Here is a 17,013-nt window from a genome sequence, read left to right on the forward strand (position 1 = left end):
TTACAGAACTTTTGTTCGGTTTTGTGTTGTACATATGTTCGATTTGTGATATCATATAACCAAAACATACGTTCGGAGGTTTTGTCCTATGGAAACTGCTGCCTGTAAAATGACTCTGCAAGAAAAATTGAATATTCTGGCTGATGCAGCCAAGTATGATGTGGCCTGCACATCCAGCGGTTCCAGCCGCCGGGGGAAGAAGGGATATCTTGGAAATGCTGTCTCTTCCGGTATCTGCCACAGTTTTTCCTCGGACGGACGCTGCATCTCTCTGTTGAAGATTTTATTCACCAATGAGTGTATTTTCGACTGCAAATACTGCCTGAACCGGTCCAGCAATGACCAGCCAAGAGCCACTTTTACACCAGAAGAAGTATGCACTCTTGTCACAGAATTTTACCGCCGCAATTACATTGAAGGCTTATTTTTAAGTTCCGGCATCATGAAAAGTCCCACTTACACGATGGAACAGATGTATCAGGCTGTCTATCTGCTGCGGACCAAATACAAATTCAATGGCTACATTCATGTAAAAGCAATTCCCGGAGCGCCGGAAGAACTGATTGCCCGGATGGGATATCTGGCAGACCGCATGAGTGTCAACATAGAACTTCCCACTACAGAAGGACTTTCCAAGCTTGCTCCGCATAAAAAGCCGGAAAACCTGGTAAAACCGCTTCGCCAGATTCAGGACGGCATTACCAGCCACCGTCTTGCCATCGGAAAAGACCCTCAGATGGAACGATCCAACAGCAGCAAGTATCTGCCTCACACGATTTTCCGTGAAAATCCTTACCGGCGTCTGCCGTCCGGTTCCGATCCTGTCTCTGTACATCTGCCTGCTTCTGCCCGGTGCCAGGCACATTTTGTACCTGCAGGGCAAAGCACACAGATGATCATTGGAGCCACCGGCGAAAATGACCTGCAGCTTCTGTCAACAACGCAGAAGCTTTATCAAATGTATGATCTGAAACGGGTTTTCTTTTCTGCCTATGTGCCGCTGAACGAAGATGCCCTGCTGCCTGCCATTGGCACTGCTCCGCCTCTTCTCAGAGAACACCGATTGTACCAGGCGGACTGGCTTCTCCGTTACTACGGATTCCATGCGGAAGAACTGTTAAGTCCGGAACGTCCGAACTTTAATATTCTTCTGGATCCAAAATGTGACTGGGCTCTCCGCCATCTGGAATACTTTCCGGTGGAGATTAACCGTGCTTCTTACGCTGACCTTCTCCGGGTACCCGGCATCGGAACCAAATCCGCAGGACGAATCGTCAAAAGCAGAAGAGGCGGACTGCTGGATTTTCAGCATCTGAAAAAAATCGGCGTTGTATTAAAAAGAGCCAAATATTTTATTACCTGCAATGGGAAAATGATGCACCGGATTCCAATCAAAGAAGATTTTATCACACGACAGCTGATCCGTACGGATTCCAAAAAGAACTGGGAAATTGAACATCCCCAGACCTACCGCCAGTTATCATTATTCGATGACTTTCATTTTCAGTCGGAAATTACTATGGAAGACTCCCATAAATCAATTCTTGGGCAGCTATAATTGAGAAAGGATTTTAAGACATGACTACTATCTTTACCTGCAAAGACCAATTTGATGATATGATGACATGTATTTATGACGCCTGGGCTTCCAGACTGGGACACTCCAACATCCGTCTGAAAGCAGAACCGGTAGGAAATCTGGAATTATTCTGTGAATACCGGCATGTGGACTCTGATCCTGAGAAAACCGCCAGTGTTATCCGATCTATCCAGAAAAAGATTTCACCTTATGCTTATTCTATGATTTATAAAGCTGCCATGTCAGATCAGGAAGATAAACTGGATGCCATTTACCGTTTTGTCGTCGCCGGCTTCCACTATGGAGCTTCTGTCACTGACTATCTTCAGGAACCTGTTGTCATGCGGATTTTTGAACTTAGCCGAAAGGTGGCCAATGAAGCACACTACCATAGGGAATTCATCCGGTTTGCCAATATGGAACACCGGATTCTGGTAAGCCATATCGAGCCAAAAGCCAATGTTCTGACGCTGGTTGCTCCTCATTTTGCCGACCGGCTGCCTTCTGAAAACTGGATGATCATTGATGACACCAGAAACCTTGCCATTGTCCATCCGGCTGACTGTGATTACTATCTGACGGATCTCTCTCAAAAGGAAATGGACCGCCTGTCTCAAAAGACAAACGATCCATTTGTAGAATTATGGAAAGGCTTTTTTGAAAATATCGGCATAAAAGAACGCCGAAATCCGAAATGCCAGCGTAATATGCTTCCTCTGTGGTACCGGAAACATATGCCGGAATTTCACTGACTTCACCTATATGTAAGAGTTCTCCTGAAGATAGGAAAGCAATGCTTCGCATCCTTCCACTACATCCCGATACGTCTCGTCAAAGTTTCCTGTATACCACGGATCTGCTATATCTCTGGGATGCTCGGAAAAATCCAGAAGCAGATGCATCTTTCCATCCGGATCTCCGCCGGTAATTCTTTTCATATTCCGAAGATTAAAATGTTCCATTCCAATCAGGAAATCATAATCTTCATAGTCCTGTCTCGTCATCTGCACCGCATGATGCTTTAAAACCGGAACGCCAACCTGACGAAGCTTGCTCACGGTTCCATAGTGCGGCCCATTTCCAATTTCTTCTCTGCTGGTCGCAGCAGAATTAATATAAAACTTATCTTTCAATCCGCGTTTGTTCACCATATCCTGAAAAACAAACTGAGCCATCGTGCTGCGGCAGATATTGCCGTGACAGATGAAAAGTACTTTAATCATTGTTGCATAACCTCGCATTTCTTAGTTTTTCTTAGTTTTTCGGGCTTTGTAAGCCTTTGTAAATTTTTGCTTCCTGGCATAATCTGGTTTATTTTCGCATAATATTGTCCGCAAAAGGTGTAAAATAAGGTGTATGTTTTTCTATTTTACACCTTGCTATTTTTAATTAAAAATCGTAATTACACAACCTGAATCCGGGCAACTTCTGCCCTTGCATCCTCAAGATTTACATGCGTATATGTATTCAGCGTTACGCTGATCTCTGAGTGGCCCATCAAATATTGCAATGCTTTTGGATTCATTCCGGATTTTGCCATATTTGAGCAATAGGTGTGCCGGCATACATGCGGGGTGATGACAGGCATCTGTACTTTATAAGTATTATTATACTTCTGAATGATGTGTTGAAAATAATGCTCCCAGTGCAGGGAATAACAGATACTTCCATTTTTATCAAAGTATAAGAATCCACTTTTTCCATCTACCATAGGTTCTGCTTTGGGCGGGTTTCGTTTTTCTATTATTTTCCGAAAACATTCCTCTACATCCGCACTCATAGGTATCTTTCGCGTTCCACTGGTTGTTTTAGTCTCTTGAATATAATATCCGATTTTTGATTTTTTCTGCAATTGGTGATCGATGTTGATCGTATGCTCCTTAAAATCAATATCAGAAATCGTCAAACCACAAAATTCCGAGATGCGAAGGCCGGTTTTAAATAATATGTAAATTCCCTCATAATACCTGCAAAAATGAGGATCCTCCTTCACAAACCGTAGGAACTTTCGTTCCTCAGCCCTGCTGATTGCCTCTCTTGTCACACTGTCATTCACAACCACTTCCATTAGCTGAAACTGAAATGGATTTTTCCTGATTAGGTCATCATCCACTGCCAACTGAAATGCCGGACGAAGAACTCCTCGGATCGAATGGATGGAACTATAGCTTTTCTTTTCTACCTGCTGAAGATGTATCAGCCAACATTTTGCATCCGAAATCCGAACCGTATCAATCCTTCTTTTTCCAAATGGATCTTTCTTCAATAAATTGATAATTGTTCCGTATCCTGCAACTGTAGTAGGTCTGACACCGGTTTTTGTTGATGTATATTTTTCAACCAGTTCCAGTACCGTCATATTTCCGCCATTTGTTGCAATCTGCTCAAAATGATCCGCCTGGATTTTCTTCTCCATCTCTCGAAGCGACAAAGTACGGCGCTTTCCTTTCGGAGCTGCATCGTTATGGTCTAAGCGCCAGCTATATACGCAGCGCTCCTTTCCCATCTCATCGACATACTTAAATCGATATCTGCCATCAGATAACTGTATTTCTCCATTGTGTAATATACGTCCTCTATGATCTCTCCTTTTTTCACTCATAATATTTCGTCTCCTTCATTAAATGTTCATTTAACTTGGAAGACCGTCTCGGTTTATTCATTATACCACAAGACCTTCTCTTCGCTAAGATAAAATGAACATTATTTTCATTACTATTTCTTCTATTCTGTTACTTAAACTGTACTGGCTGTATCCAGATAATCTTCAAACAATTTCCTTTTGAATCGAATATGAGAACCTACTTCCAAAATAAAATCTGCTCCTTCATTTTCACCTGCGATTTGTCTCAATCTCTTTTCTCCAATTCCGTAATATTCTGCTGCTTCGGAAACATTTAAAGAATATTTCTTCCAAACAGGTATTGTTTTTTCTGTATAATTCATTCGCATTCCTCCTTCCCTCGGTTTGTATTCAACAAGGTTTTCGCTTTCCCATTTTCATACTTGCAATCGCTTCTCGTTTGCTTGTGCCTCCAACATACATGGGTGTACACATTTCCAAAATACGATCATAGATACGTCTTTTATCTAACATGGTCTCGCTTTTTATTTCTTTCAGTGGAAGATTGGTCGTGATGATCAAAGGTCGTCCCGAACGGATCCTGCGGTCTATGACGCTAAAAATAATTCCTAACGCATATTCTGAATTTCGTTCCACACCAAGATCATCAATAATCAAAAGCTGATATAAAGCCAATGCATTGATATATTCCATTTTGTCTGCCAGTGGAAATATATCATCGATAATGGTATTGAAATTTGTCATCTTTACCGTTACTTCCTGCTTTAAAAGTTCATTGGCAATACACCCGGCAATATAACTTTTCCCGGTACCAACCGGTCCCCAGAACAAACACCCAATATGATTTCTTTTCATTTCCTCCCAGTTATCAACATAGCTTTTTGCCTTATGCATTACCGCGTCTGACATATCTGCATTCTCAAATGTCCACTCTTCCATTCTGCTCTCGTCAAAACAGATACTTGTATTTCTGCTGACTAATTCCTGGTACTCTTTGTCTTTAAAATATTTTTGTTCTTCTTCATACGTTTTTCTGTCACAGGCACATTGTCTGGAATGTTTCTTCATCTCCATAAAGCCACCCTCAGGAAAAAAAGCTTCTTTCGCTTCCCCACAGACTTTGCAGTATTGCAAACCATCACTGCCTACACATACGGTATCTTCTTCTCGCATCACAAACTCTCTCCTTCCCCATAGCAATAATTTACTTCATGATATTTATTACTTTTATATTTCTCAGTTACTTTACTAGGTGCCACATTTCCGACTCCTGCACAGCCATTTTTACGACCAGATGATGGGTGCTTTTCCGACTCTATTACAGCCATCTTTTCAACCGCCTTATCATCAACCGTCTGTAAACCTATCTCATCCGATGGAATTTTTACATATAAATGATTGGGTTTTGAAAATCCACCGGATCTGCGAACCAATAGTCCCACATCATCCAATTCCTTCAATGCTGTTTTTACAGAAGATTTGCATTTGTCGATTTGAACAGACAATTCCTCTATCGGAAAAATCAGATAAACATTTCCATACTTATCTATCCATCTATTCTTTCTCGATATCCGTGCCCGGTCATACAAAATCATATAAAGAAATTTTGCAGTTTGAGAAATTCGCAGCTTTAGCAAAAACTTCGGAAACTGGAAGTACTGAAGCATCTGCTCTGACTCCTTCATGTATTCATATTTCATTCTTTTCTCGCCTCATTTCTGTTTCTAATTGTTGTAAAAATCATTTTTATGCCGGCTAAAAAATGTTCTTACACATATACAAAAGATGAAGGGCATAAATACAGCCTCTTAATGAAAAATTTTTATTTTTCCTGCAAGAAATACCCTTTCATTAATACGAAACGCTGAGAGGCATTTTTACAGCCCCCTGAGGAAATTTTTTTATTTTTTCGGTTAATTGAATACTTAAAAACAAAAAACACTCACCTATTCCAGGTGAATGCCTTATCAAAATTTCCTTATTTTGTTGTCTGTGACGCTTGCTCAGATATGCTTGCGTATCTGCTAAAATGTAATTGCCAGCAATTATATTTTCACGTGGGTATGGGGACGTAATCCCCATCAAGATCTGCTACTCGTAAGTAATACAAAATTGTCAAAATGACAATACTGTATTACACGGGTGGATCTTGCTCTGGTTATAACGTATGAATTCATACAATAATAGGCCCAAATGGGCTCTTTCACCATTTGGGCCTATATATTGTAAGTCTTTCGGATAAAAGAGTAAAAAGTAACTGTCCAAACTGTATGTTTTTATCATAGAATTGATTTTATTGGGGCCGGTATAGATTTGCTATATTTATTTATCTTCTTGACACAGACAAATAACTGATCCAAATTTATTATTAGAAATCACATTTTTATTTGTCACTTTCGCACATTTTAATATATACTAGATTTAGGAGGTGTTTTTATGCCGATATTAAATCAACCATTTCAAGGACAATTAGGTAATGTTCTTATAGACAAAATTGAAAACTATGATTATTCTAGCCTTACTATTTTTTCTGCCTTCGCCAAAAACAGTGGTGTACTCAGATTAAAATCCTCATTGGAAAAGTTCAAGAAATCAACTGGGCACATCAAAGCATTTATAGGAATAGATCTAGATGGTACTTCCTACGAAGCACTTTTGAACCTATTTTCTCTATGCGATGAATTGTACGTTATTCACTCCGAAAATATATCAACCACATATCACAGTAAAATCTATCTATTAGAAAATGCTACTTGTGCATGGTGTGCCATCGGATCAAACAATCTAACCGGAGGGGGATTATGGACAAATTTTGAAAGTACTTCAATCCAGGAATACTCATTACCTACACAAAAAAGTGAACTAGACAATATTTATTCAATAATTAATAAATATTCTGATGATTCATATATTTGTTCTACTAAAATCGAATCAATAAACGACATTAATACTTTGCTAGATTCCAATTACATAAACAAAGAGGTTTCACAAAAAATCACAACAATCAAAAAAAGAACAATAGAAAAAGCAAATCAAAAAAAGAATCATCTATTTGGTTCTGAAAAAGTATCTATTCCTATTAGCATAACTAAAGAACGACCAAGGAAATTGTTCTCTAAGGCAAAAACAACTACAGATGTCGATTTTATTGTTGATTTGCCAACTACTACACCAGCATTTACAAATGAACAGTTTTGGTTTGAGATGCGTAAATCCACTGGTGGGTCGAGAAATATTCTTGATTTATCAAAGCTTGGACAAATTGTAGAAGGCTCCGTTATAGGAACTCCATATGAATATACAGATCCCCATCGTATGTATGGAGGAGTTAAATTCTTTGAAATTGATCCAGAAGATACTACCAGAGAAAAAGATATTACCATCAATTACTTGGGAAAAGACTACTTTCCTTCCACAATTAAATTTGCTCCTAATAATGGTAGTTGGAGAATTCAATTAAAGGGCAAACCAACAGATGGTACTGATGAATTATCAAAATTTGGAAACCGTGGAGATTTTGTCTTCAAAATTCTTGTTTTTGAAAAAATTACCCCTGACTACTATGTTCTCTCACTCCTAGACAATAGTGAATTAGATAATATTAAATCACTCAGTCGCGTATGGGGAAAAAACGGAAGTGGTGCTGCCTCTAAAGCATACGGAATGTTATAATATTTTTATGGAACAGTGATTAAAACCACTGTTCCACTTCTTTTTTCGTATAATATTTATCAAAAGTACTTGCGATCTCTTTTATTTGCTCTGTAGATAGACCATACATAGCTCCTACTAAGCAATCCAACTCTGAAATAATCTGTTTTCGACTTTTTTTTGTGCTGTCACAAATATCGTTATTCTCAAATAAAGCACTCACTCTTTTATCTTTGGCATATAAGTACTTAATTCTCGCATATACATGATTTCGTATTGTATCCTCTTTATCCTGAAATACAATTACTGATTCATATATTTCTTTCTTTGGTACAGGTATTTGTTTAATTATAGTTTGAGTTAAGTCTAATCCTGCCATCTTCAATCTGACTATATAATCAAATATTATTGAATTAAACAAGACAAGTATTTGTAGCATATCATCAATATTGTCTAACTGAAGTATTTGTATTGACTGGCATGTAGGTATTAAAGGTAACAATGTTGCCAGCATAGTTCTTCGATTTGTTGCAGAAGTCAAGCTTCTCCATGCAATAATATAGCCCTCATGAAAGTTTTTTGAAAGATTATCCCAAATTTCACTTTTAATATAAAATCTCGCTTCAGGATATTCCGTGCCTGTAACATCGTCGATTGGTATTGCTGTAGCCTTATTCTTATATTTTTCGTTTTCATTCATACCCTTGAATGTAGCATAATTTCCCGTATAAAGTTCAATAAACTTTCCTTCATAAATAGGTAAATAGCCCATTTTTTTCTCACGTAATATATGCTGTGAGTGATTAGTAAGATGTACTAACCTTCCGAAACGACAACCAGTATATTCATTTCCAAAGGTAGGATTATTATTATAAACACTACATAAAAAATCTAATTCTTCATTACTTGTTATATTCGGTAACATACCAGTTTCAGGATTTAACACCCTAAGCATTTCATTTGATATTGTTATTTTATCTTTAACATAGAATTCTCTATAATCATCTATATCTACTGCTATTTGTAAATCTTTTTTATTATCATTGCTATAATATACAACAGAAAATTCCTCTCTCGAATCAATATTAAAAATCTTTTTTCGATTCATAAACATATAAATTTCATAGATTTTTTTAGAAGCCATACTATGTTTCATAAATTCACTATAGACCGGCATTTTCAATAATGAGCTTTTTACAATCATTCCTACAATACCTTTTTTTGATATATGTTTTAATGCATACTCTGTAAACAAAGCGTATGTATTAAGTTCACCCACCCTTGTATCAATAAATACCTCCTGCTTTTTTATATCTTCCTTTGCAATCTTATAGTCTTCTAGAATTGACCGATAAAATTTTTGATTTGTCTCAAGAGCATTATTTACAACATTCTCTCGATTTTTCTTAGAAGCTATCAAATGTATATCCATGTAGTGAGAAAGGAATTTTTTTTCTTCAAAGCGAATTTTTTCCCAAGGTGGATTACCAATTACAACGTCATACGACTCACTAATATCAATAGCTAAATCAGAGTTATAATACCTTCCACTTAAAGCCATAGAAAACGCTTTCGTAGATTTCTGGGAATTACTCACAGTTAGCAATGGATTTCCTAAAATAATATGTTGCGCATTATTTCCTACATGTTCTTCTATTAACCTAGACCTTGTAATCATAATTGCAATCGGATCAACATCCACTCCAACCAGTTTCACTTTAATACCATAATCTTTACATACTTTATATGCTGCAATCAAAAATGCTCCTCCGCCACAAGAGAAATCTGCTACGCTAATAATATTCGGATTAGTTATACAATTCACCAAGTATTCATCTATAGCTTTTTTAGTAATTTCATAAGCAAATTCTTCCTGTGTATAATAAGAGCCCAACGTATCTCTACTATTCTTTCCTCCTGAAAATTCAACAAGATTATTACACATACGATAATCAACCGATAAATATGCTTGATATACCGCATTAATATCAATTTGAGTTTCATCATCTATAATCCTTGCAATTTCTTCAGCGATATTTTCGGTTGCAGGATAACTAAAAAGTAAATTCAAATTATCTTTTGATTCCAATCCTAAACTTATCGCTCGTTCTTTTACCCTATCAACTTTTCCAGTTGTATTCTTTATCGCCACTAAAAGAAATGCCACATATGAATATACCGTAAACAACTCTCTTATTTCTTCCCAGTTTTTTTCTTCACTGTTCTGATTAATATATGCAGACACTACTTGTCTAAACTGATTTACCATACTTCTTTAATTCACCATCCTCGTAAATAATAAACGGTTTATCCTTAAAAACACCACAATGAATCAAATTGAACTTACTTTTTAACCACTGATCAATATCTAGTTGTTTTCCATAAACACTTTCAAACGATTCAATCAGTTCATCGCTGTTTATCTTCTCTTTAACAACACCTGTTGTCACTGAATATCCCATTTCATGCAATAAGTAGTTATGAATAATTAAATCTTTATATTTTTCCAATGTATGTTGCATCATAAAAAAAGATTGACATATTTGTTCTACCAAACTTGTTGGACTTATTTTCAAATCTTTAGCCACATATTCTAGCATACCATCACACCCCAAAGAAGCTTTTGATGTTCGTGATCGTTTTAACATGCAGGCATCATCAAGAAGTTTTGCAAGATATTTATCAAATTTAGTAATATCAACCTCCTGAACTGTCTTTATTCTAAAAGCGCATTCTCCAACTGCTTTAGACAAAGCATTTCTTTCAACTTTATTCAAAGAAAACTCAGACAAAATTATTTCATCACATTGACTTTCTACTTCCAATTTAAGTAATTCATTCAGTATATCACTTTTAAATAACTCCCATGCTTGTTGATTCAAATCAATTTCATTTCCCACCTGTGTAACATCAATATATTCAAGGTTATTTGGTCTAGATTGTAAGTGTTTACATTTCAAATCCACACACAACCTTGCCTTCCTTTCTAATACTGTCGAGCACAAAAGAGTCGGCTCTACAGGAATGCGTCCTATATACCCTGCTGCAATGGTTAATTTAGGAGATATAGTCCTTACATAATTGGCAGCTAACCTTGAATTAAGAAATGCCATATGTGCATATTCATTACCTTGTAGTATTCTTATTCCTGGTCCTGAAGCAATAAAAATTTGATTGTTTAGCAATAATCTTACATTTAATCCTGCAGTTCCTGTATCACTAAACACTAACTGCGTTTTTCCAAAATATTTTATATTTCTTAATGCAGACCCTTTCTGTTTCTTGATATATTCTCCATTTTCTCCCCACTTTACAACGCTGTTATTTAATCCTTCCCAGCGACAATATCCTCCCCCCTTACTTACTGGAATCCATTCTTTTTCACCAAAATGTTCCCAAAAATACCCTACTAATTCTTTAGCATTTCCGGTCGATGTCCCTTGCATTGGAACCGCTGAAGAACTATATTGTTCCTTATCCTTATAATTCATATCTAATGCATTGTTATCAGAAAGGACAAAACCATTCACCCCATTTAATTTGTCTTGATTAATTTCAAATAAACCTTCTTTTGTTATTAATTTTTTTATCTTATCCGACAATGACTCCACAGAAAGATTTATAATTTTAACACATGGAACTCTTTTTTGATTTTTCTTTTCAAATACAATCAAAGAGACATTTGATTTTTCTCCACTTAAATCTATAAATGCGCCTGAACCCAAATTCGCAATATATCGAAAATAATATTCACTCACATATTTTTCTCTAGCTTCTGAAAATGATTTCAAATACATCCATGCATTTTGTGATACAATTCCGCAAACACCATCCGCACATAAAAGATTACCTATGGCTTCCATAAACGCAACACAAGTATCACAATTTGCTAAGGGATAATTCATCTTCAAAAAATTCTTTTGTTCCTTAGACATACCTTTTATTGACGCAAATGGAGGATTTGTTACTATTACTTTAGCGTTACCTAATGCTTTATCATGTTCCACAATATCTCCACTCAAAATATTACACACTATCCTATTATCTTTTGCCAAAGAACCAACAGTGACATCTTTTTCCATTGCACAAAAAATATTAGGAATTATCTTTTTCCATACATCAAAAGATGCTTTACCACCTTTCTCTCGAATTATAGAAAGTGCTTTTATTCTAATATTCACCACAGCAATTTTGGCAATAATATCATCAATATCATACCCATATAGCTTTTTTGCTTGAGATATGACTGTATTCTCAACATCAACTTCTGTACATCCAGCACACAAAAATTCTAAACATTCAACAAGAAAATTGCCTCCGCCCAAACACGGATCAAGTATTTTTTTTGCTAAAGACAATTCTTCTATATGGTGAACAATAAAATCTATCATATATTTTTCTGTAAAAAACTGTGTATTACTATAATCACTATTATCAATAATTCTATTTGAATATTGATAAGCCCACGAAACAACACTCTCCACTTCCTTGTTATTTTTATATAATTTGATAAATTCAACTGCCATATCTAGAATTTCTTTGTCAATCTCATATGGATTAACCTTACCTGAAATATCAAAAAAAATTTGATTGATAATCTCTAATTCACTTTCATTTGTTCCGATATAAGTTGAACATAGAACACCTGAAAGAATTGACAAAACATATATCTTTTTATCAGATTCTATAAATTCATATTGCTCTGCCTTTTTATACATGCATTTTAATACTTTTTTTAAATCAGTTCTCACAAGTGAGTATGACTTTTTTTTCTCCATTATTGGGTTCTTTTTTCGTGCATCCGCTGGTCTTACAGCATTTTCAGGAACCACCCACATATTTCCTATCATTTTTGCGCCATTAATCCTTCCTTCATGGCACAAGATTTGCACTCTTCGTTTACTAATATTCCATTTATTTGAAACATCTTGTATAGACAAATAATCCATAAGTATAATCTCCTTATATATCAAATCTTCTTTATTATAATCTCACCCGCGAATATTATCAACATTTTTCTCATCATTTTCATACTATCACTTGCCTAAATATATAAAAGAAACGAACCACTCTAGAAATGTTAAGTCGTTCCAGACATTGACATTTCCAGAGTGGTTCGCTGTAAGGTAACCAAGGAAACTTATGGCAAATTCTCTCACATCATGCTTATGTGCATTTGGAATTTCTCATTTTAGCTTGTACCTAAAGTCATTAATGGAAGGCCCTGTTTTAGTGAGGTAAGATTTGCAATTAGGATACTTCCGCAAGAGGAGCCTGCATTCTACAGTAAACATATTCACTTAATCAGTAAGTCCTTTCCATACTATATTATTCAATTCCGAAACTGTTAATTCTCCAGATTGGAATTTAGTCCACGCTCCTACATAGTCAACATTACTGGTTAACGCTTTTATTTCAAATTCTTTATTAGGAATATATTCTGTTGCTATCACTTGATTAATTTTCATAAGAACATTTTGAAGCATCTGCATTTTAAATAACTTCATTTGGATTTCCTTATACAAAATATAACTATCCGACAAACCATCCGTTCCAAAACTCCAACCAATGTTTCTCACCTTTTTTAAGAACCTTTTTCTGTTTTTATCTGCATGTACGCTAAAATCATATGCAGGCTCAGTGTTTATTAATTCTAGAGAATTAGATGTAATATCATATTTTCCCAAATGTTTTACAAGGTTTTTAAAGTAATTTCTTTTATATCCAAATTCCTTTAAGTCAAAAATAATTAATTTACCTTCTTCAATATTGAATTCAGAGATTCCATTTGAATAAGTCTTTGAGTAAAACTTACCTTTCTTTGGAATTCCTTTTACTTCTCCTATATGAATAGCGCTTAGTTTTTTAATTTCTTTTCCATTCGCATCAGATTCGTTAATATAATCTGGCTTTACGAAAATATATGCCTTTCCATAAACAGCCATGCTATAAAGGACTCTATCAATAGATTGACTAAACTCATATGAAAAATCATAATGCCTACCGTTTCCAAATAATTCTACAATCTCTTTATCATCTGGAATGATTATATAGAAATCTCTTCTATTAATTTTTTCTTCGCTTAACGAATACTCATAACCTGAAAACAACTCACTGTAAAAACTATGCGAATAAATGTTATCAATGGGACGTTTATATACTTTTTCCATCTTCCTTTTTATTCTTAATATATTATTCATTCAAATCATCCTCCCACGAAAATCTAGTGTGAAATCTCTTTTCCTTAGGGAGTAGCGGATTAATACATATAACCCAAAATACTTCGGATGGATCTGTCGTAAATCCCATATCTAAAAAATTTGAGCAAAATGCTTTAATAATTTTACTATCAGTCTTTATCTCTTGTCTGAACATAACATATTCCGTTTCAATAGTAGCAGACTCTCTTATTGCATTTGCGACAAATTGATTCCACTTTGTTTCAAGGATATCTCTTGCCCCTATACCAAAAAGGAATTTATTTCTCCGTGATGCAAATTCGATTAATTGAGCTGCAAGCTCTGTTGACTTCTCCTCATCCTCTTTTACATTAAGTACAATTTTTGAAGCTTCTTTTACGATACTACACCATTCTACATCTTTAAAAAATTCGCCCCACAATATTCCAAGTCCACCAATTTGTGCCCATTCAACAATCGGAGACGTAAACATATAATATGCATATTCTACTCTATATAAATCTTTGTTCTTTATAAAATCCGTTCTGATATACTCCTGATATAAAAGCATTATCTTTGTTAAAATCTCAAAATCTTTTTCAAATTGCTTTTTATCTGAGTTGACAATAGCCTCAACCGTATCTTCTGCAATATGGTTATAGCACTCACCTAAAAAGTCAGGATATTCTTCTCTTCTATCCCAATTTTTAATTGCAAAAGCACTTGAACATTTTAGCAACATTTCTGGAAGTTCTATTTTACATTCCAAAAATTTTTCTTCTACTCCTGCTAATCTACTGTCATCCCATTTATCTGCAGAATCCAAATGATATTTATTTAAATTCTTTTCTACCTGATTTGCAAACTTAAAGAAATTTGACAACTTAGACTCATATTCATAGAATCTCGTAAGCATAATGCACGCTTCATAATACATATTTTTTTCAACAAAAAAACTACTCAATGAATATGCCTGTTCGACCCCTTCTTTAACCATATCAAATAAGGTATTTACATAAACAAACTCCTCTTTTGCCACATACTGCTTAATTAACCAATCAGGAGTGATCCGATGTCCTTCTGCATAAACCTCAGTTATCATCTTCTTATATATTTCTATATAATTTCTTCCCCTAATTGCCTTTATAGAGTTGTATCTCTTTCCGGTGTCAATTCCTTTTATAACCGATTTACTTATTGCATTAATATCAAGATTACTAAAATACTTACTTGACTCCAATATTATATCCAAATATAAAAGAGAAATATGTTCGACAATTCCTGCAAAGGCAACATTTTCTTCTATTTTAGTGTTATCTACAAAACTTTGAATAACACTTTTTAGCCAATCAATTTGTCCTACATAGTAATTTGCCTCTTTTTGTTCTATTGCGGATTTACAAACTGACTCAAAGACTGAAAAATAACTATATAAAGTCCCCCAGTCATTCCTTTTAATCAAATAATTTACACATGCATGATTTATTGACATTAATTCATCTTCGAACCAATAAAAATCAGGTTTTTCCTTTGGTCTTAATGAGGTTCCTGTTCTTAACGCCATTGAGGTTTCCGTGTCATTAGCAAAATGCCACTTCTGATATACTCCTTTTCTCCTAAACCACAATGAATCTCTCGAAATATGCCTCTTAATAAGCCAATACTGTTCAATAAGGTCTAGATTCGTACACATAAAATTAAGAATAGATGAGCTATCTGCCGAATCAGGATTACATCCATATTTTTGAATAACTTTTAGTAATTCAATTCTATCTGATGCAATCTTACAAAAGTGATTTTGATAATTTGCATCTGATGCATACAGTTCTCGATTAAGACTTTTGGTAATCACTCTTCCTAATGCAATATAAGCATCATCTGATACTCTAAATACATCTGACAACTGGTATGTTCTATTTCCAGTTATTCCAAAAGAAATAACGACCACTATTGACCATATAATTAATGTACCGGCAGATACCCAACCAACGTCATATCCCATTAATAATTCAACAAGTATAATTGTTCCATATATTATACAACTACTAATGGCATTTAAACACTTTACCGTCAACCTATCATATTGAAAGGCAATAGCTATTTTTTCTGGAGCATTAGCATATCTTGTAGAATATATACTTGAAATATTAGAGCAATACAATCCTAAAATAACACCTGCAACGCCTAATTCTCCAATAAGTACATCTGACAAAATATTACTATTTATAACCAGTATCACGCCAATGCTAAGTAACAGCTTATCCAACAAACCAAGAATTGTTGCTAATATTATTCCCTTAATAACACCAGAAACAAATCTCTCCAAAAGAAGTCTGTTAAACGACCAATATTCCTTAGATGACTGTCTTCGACTTTCCAAAGTAAAGCGTATCTTTTTAAGTTTAAAAATCCAATTTAATAGTATCTTTCTTATTTTCCAATATCTTTTAGTTTTCAATAGTGTCTATCCCATCTTCTAATTTCACAATAGTGCAATAGATTGCCATGTCTCACAATCTCTCAAAACATCAAGTATGTTTCCCATTGATACGCTCGTCCACATTTTATAACATTCAAGAGCGGTCTTAATATCCTTACTCATAATACACTCTAACATCTGAATACTTCTTATCAGTATTATCATATAGATGAAACGAGTAGCCTCTCAAACGATAAACCCCAATTGTTTTTAATACTTTCTCTACATCTTCACGAGATGTAATCTCCATTCCTGCATCTGCATAAGATTGCACTTGTTGTTCTATTGTTAATATTTGTTTTGGATACTGATACATAAAACACCCCATAAATAAAAAAATCCCACCGGGTTGCGCATGAAAAATCAGAGGCGTGGTGGTTTCTGTTAATATTATTATACAATTTCCGATGTTGCTGTCAAGATTTCTTTTGTAAAAAATCAGCAACTTCCTATTTTTTTGAAATTATGCTTGCATTTAACATTTTCTAATTTTCAAAACATATCTTTTGTAGTTCCCTACATTTTAATTACCGATTCGATC

12 protein-coding genes and 1 pseudogene are annotated in these 17,013 nt (G+C 35.0%); 3 read left to right on the top strand and 10 right to left on the bottom strand.

The features are described 5' to 3' along the window. The first annotated feature begins 88 nt into the window (after positions 1 to 88). Positions 89 to 1,558, top strand: coding sequence for a putative DNA modification/repair radical SAM protein (locus JMF81_RS02390; protein WP_201309877.1), 1,470 nt, complete (start codon positions 89 to 91; stop codon positions 1,556 to 1,558). Positions 1,559 to 1,578: 20 nt separating this feature from the next. Continuing rightward, complete coding sequence (locus JMF81_RS02395) at positions 1,579 to 2,331, top strand: TIGR03915 family putative DNA repair protein (protein ID WP_201309878.1); 753 nt, start codon at positions 1,579 to 1,581, stop codon at positions 2,329 to 2,331. A gap of 6 nt (positions 2,332 to 2,337) precedes the next feature. On the opposite strand, the gene JMF81_RS02400 is transcribed toward JMF81_RS02395, so the two are convergent. The 5 genes and pseudogenes from JMF81_RS02400 to JMF81_RS02420 all read right to left on the bottom strand — a co-directional run bounded on the left by JMF81_RS02400 (position 2,338) and on the right by JMF81_RS02420 (position 5,863). Continuing rightward, complete coding sequence (locus tag JMF81_RS02400; protein ID WP_201309879.1) at positions 2,338 to 2,802, bottom strand: low molecular weight protein-tyrosine-phosphatase; 465 nt, start codon at positions 2,800 to 2,802, stop codon at positions 2,338 to 2,340. Positions 2,803 to 2,981: 179 nt separating this feature from the next. Continuing rightward, the gene (locus JMF81_RS02405; RefSeq protein WP_201309880.1) at positions 2,982 to 4,181 is read right to left on the bottom strand and encodes a tyrosine-type recombinase/integrase; all 1,200 of its coding nucleotides are present in this window, start codon (positions 4,179 to 4,181) and stop codon (positions 2,982 to 2,984) included. A gap of 134 nt (positions 4,182 to 4,315) precedes the next feature. Continuing rightward, on the bottom strand, positions 4,316 to 4,525 hold the full coding sequence (locus JMF81_RS02410; RefSeq protein ID WP_005330981.1) for a MerR family transcriptional regulator: 210 nt from the start codon (positions 4,523 to 4,525) through the stop codon (positions 4,316 to 4,318). After that, positions 4,522 to 5,336 (bottom strand): annotated as a pseudogene (locus JMF81_RS02415) (ATP-binding protein). The gene JMF81_RS02410 and the pseudogene JMF81_RS02415 overlap by 4 nt, the downstream one beginning before the upstream one ends. After that, on the bottom strand, positions 5,336 to 5,863 hold the full coding sequence (locus JMF81_RS02420) for a replication initiator protein A (protein WP_201309881.1): 528 nt from the start codon (positions 5,861 to 5,863) through the stop codon (positions 5,336 to 5,338). Before JMF81_RS02420 ends, JMF81_RS02415 begins: the two are co-directional and overlap by 1 nt. Positions 5,864 to 6,599: 736 nt before the next feature. Between JMF81_RS02420 and JMF81_RS02425 the strand changes: the two genes are divergently transcribed. Then, positions 6,600 to 7,835: a phospholipase D family protein gene (locus tag JMF81_RS02425; RefSeq protein ID WP_119963417.1), complete on the top strand. Its 1,236-nt coding sequence runs from the start codon at positions 6,600 to 6,602 to the stop codon at positions 7,833 to 7,835. Between the two features lie 19 nt (positions 7,836 to 7,854). Here the strand turns inward: JMF81_RS02425 and JMF81_RS02430 are convergent, their stop codons facing one another. From JMF81_RS02430 to JMF81_RS16330, 5 genes are all read right to left on the bottom strand, one after another. Further along, positions 7,855 to 10,083 carry an Eco57I restriction-modification methylase domain-containing protein gene (locus tag JMF81_RS02430; RefSeq protein WP_119963418.1) on the bottom strand — a complete coding sequence of 743 codons (2,229 nt, stop codon included), beginning with the start codon at positions 10,081 to 10,083 and terminating at the stop codon, positions 7,855 to 7,857. Then, positions 10,067 to 12,763 carry an Eco57I restriction-modification methylase domain-containing protein gene (locus JMF81_RS02435; RefSeq protein WP_201309882.1) on the bottom strand — a complete coding sequence of 899 codons (2,697 nt, stop codon included), beginning with the start codon at positions 12,761 to 12,763 and terminating at the stop codon, positions 10,067 to 10,069. The genes JMF81_RS02430 and JMF81_RS02435 overlap by 17 nt, the downstream gene beginning before the upstream one ends. Before the next feature lie 351 nt (positions 12,764 to 13,114). Continuing rightward, on the bottom strand, positions 13,115 to 14,014 hold the full coding sequence (locus JMF81_RS02440) for a hypothetical protein (RefSeq protein ID WP_119963420.1): 900 nt from the start codon (positions 14,012 to 14,014) through the stop codon (positions 13,115 to 13,117). Next, positions 14,007 to 16,451, bottom strand: a complete 2,445-nt coding sequence (locus JMF81_RS02445) for a type II restriction endonuclease subunit M (RefSeq protein WP_201309883.1) — start codon at positions 16,449 to 16,451, stop codon at positions 14,007 to 14,009. The genes JMF81_RS02440 and JMF81_RS02445 overlap by 8 nt, the downstream gene beginning before the upstream one ends. Positions 16,452 to 16,587: 136 nt before the next feature. Continuing rightward, positions 16,588 to 16,917, bottom strand: coding sequence for a hypothetical protein (locus JMF81_RS16330; protein WP_243104455.1), 330 nt, complete (start codon positions 16,915 to 16,917; stop codon positions 16,588 to 16,590). Positions 16,918 to 17,013: the final 96 nt, after the last annotated feature.

Origin of the sequence: Anaerostipes butyraticus (assembly GCF_016586355.1) — a bacterium.
Lineage (GTDB): Bacteria > Bacillota > Clostridia > Lachnospirales > Lachnospiraceae > Anaerostipes > Anaerostipes butyraticus.

Excerpts from the sequence above, each read along its gene's own strand:
- JMF81_RS02395 (WP_201309878.1), top strand. The coding sequence starts at position 1,579 with ATGACTACTATCTTTACCTGCAAAGACCAATTTGATGATATGATGACA.
- JMF81_RS02425 (WP_119963417.1), top strand. The coding sequence starts at position 6,600 with ATGCCGATATTAAATCAACCATTTCAAGGACAATTAGGTAATGTTCTT.
- JMF81_RS02430 (WP_119963418.1), bottom strand. The coding sequence starts at position 10,083 with ATGGTAAATCAGTTTAGACAAGTAGTGTCTGCATATATTAATCAGAAC.
- JMF81_RS02420 (WP_201309881.1), bottom strand. The coding sequence starts at position 5,863 with ATGAAATATGAATACATGAAGGAGTCAGAGCAGATGCTTCAGTACTTC.
- JMF81_RS02440 (WP_119963420.1), bottom strand. The coding sequence starts at position 14,014 with ATGAATAATATATTAAGAATAAAAAGGAAGATGGAAAAAGTATATAAA.
- JMF81_RS02405 (WP_201309880.1), bottom strand. The coding sequence starts at position 4,181 with ATGAGTGAAAAAAGGAGAGATCATAGAGGACGTATATTACACAATGGA.
- JMF81_RS02410 (WP_005330981.1), bottom strand. The coding sequence starts at position 4,525 with ATGAATTATACAGAAAAAACAATACCTGTTTGGAAGAAATATTCTTTA.
- JMF81_RS02400 (WP_201309879.1), bottom strand. The coding sequence starts at position 2,802 with ATGATTAAAGTACTTTTCATCTGTCACGGCAATATCTGCCGCAGCACG.
- JMF81_RS02435 (WP_201309882.1), bottom strand. The coding sequence starts at position 12,763 with ATGGATTATTTGTCTATACAAGATGTTTCAAATAAATGGAATATTAGT.
- JMF81_RS02390 (WP_201309877.1), top strand. The coding sequence starts at position 89 with ATGGAAACTGCTGCCTGTAAAATGACTCTGCAAGAAAAATTGAATATT.